This window comes from Rhodococcus sp. NPDC019647 (genome assembly GCF_044389235.1).
Classification (GTDB): Bacteria; Actinomycetota; Actinomycetes; order Mycobacteriales; family Mycobacteriaceae; genus Rhodococcus_F; species Rhodococcus_F oxybenzonivorans.
The window spans coordinates 1-1,665 of record NZ_JBIRXS010000077.1; the positions used below are offsets into that span (position 1 = coordinate 1).

Sequence of the window (1,665 nt, forward strand, 5' to 3'; positions counted from 1 at the left end):
CCTGATTCCACCGAAGGATCAGCTGCGTAGCAGCGTGTCGAACTGAAGAAAGTGCCCCCTGAACTGGGAAGATTGGAGTTCTCACACAACAAATCCACCAGTTCACGAAAGGCACTTCCGGTGAAAGTGTCCCACAAGTTCATCGACGGCTGCGCCGTGTTCGACGACGACAACCTCGTCTCGTGCGCCGGACTGGTCCCGGTGATGACATTGGCCGAACACACCCACTTGCCGGACCTGCTCTCGGAGAAGGTCTCGATCACCACCGCGAAGATCGCGTCCGGAGCGGCGAACCCGGCACCGAAACTGCTCACCCTGATCGCCGGGATGTGCGCAGGCGCCGACAACATCGACGATATCGACCTGCTGCGCTCGGGCGGCATGACACACCTGTTCGCAGGCGTCTACGCACCCTCGACTGTGGGAACACTGCTGCGCGAGTTCAGCTTCGGTCATGCCCGTCAACTCGAATCCGTGCTCCGCGAACACCTGATCGCACTCACCGGCCGGGTCGAGATCCTGCCCGGTCTGGCCGAGCAGGCGTTCATCGACATCGACTCGCTGCTGCGCCCGGTCTACGGCCACGCCAAGCAAGGCGCCTCCTACGGACACACGAAGATCGCCGGCAAACAGATCCTGCGCAAAGGCCTATCCCCGCTGGCCACCACGCTCAGCACCGCCGACTCCACACCGATCATCACCGGCATGCGACTGCGCGCCGGGAAAGCCGGCTCCGGTAAAGGCGCAGGTCGGATGGTTACTCAGGCCATCGTCACGGCCCGGGCAGCGGGCGCAACCGGTGCCATCGTGGTTCGCGGTGATTCCGCCTACGGCACCCGCTCGGTCATCTCGGCATGCCTGCGCGTGAAAGTGCACTTCTCGCTCGTCCTGGCCAAGAACACCGCGGTGCAGCGCGCGATCGATTCGATTCCCGACGAGGCGTGGGCCCCGGTGAAGTATCCGGGAGCGGTCCGCGACCCGGACACCGGAGCGTGGATCTCCGATGCCGAGGTCGCCGAAACCACCTACACCGCTTTCGCTTCGACCAAGACTCCGGTCACCGCACGGTTGATCGTGCGCCGCGTCAAAGACGCCCGCTACCCCGACGCATTGTTCCCGGTATGGCGATATCACCCGTTCTTCACCAACACCACCGCCCCGGCCGCCGACGCCGATATCACCCATCGCCGGCACGCGATCATCGAAACCGTCTTCGCCGACCTCATCGACGGACCCCTGGCGCACATGCCGTCGGGGCGTTTCGGGGCGAACTCCGCGTGGGTTCTCTGCGCGGCGATCGCCCACAATCTCCTGCGCGCCGCCGGCGTTCTTGCAGGTGGTGGGCATTCTCGGGCCCGTGGGGCGACGCTGCGACGCAAGATCGTCAACCTTCCGGCTCGATTGTGTCGACCGCAACGAAAACCGATCTTGCGGCTACCCGCCCACTGGCCGTGGTCGGCTGCCTGGCTTCGATTGTGGGCCAACACTATCGGCCGCAGCCCGCCAGCTATCGCCTGAACACTGACCGACCCGCCGAGGCGGCAAGACCGGGACCTCATCGTGGAAAAGCTGGGCAGACCAGCGGTCACCGCATGCCCGCAACTGCCCATACATCCACTCGCCCGGCCGGAACGGGCTTCGGCATCACGTCGGTGGATTCAGGCT

General features: G+C 64.8%; 1 protein-coding gene. It reads left to right on the forward strand.

Annotation, left to right across the window (positions count from 1 at the left end; translation table 11 throughout):
• The first annotated feature begins 120 nt into the window (after positions 1 to 120).
• A complete protein-coding gene (locus tag ACH49N_RS38910) occupies positions 121 to 1,518 on the forward strand; it encodes an IS1380 family transposase (RefSeq protein WP_358278831.1) in 1,398 nt (465 codons plus the stop codon).
• Positions 1,519 to 1,665 lie beyond the last annotated feature (147 nt).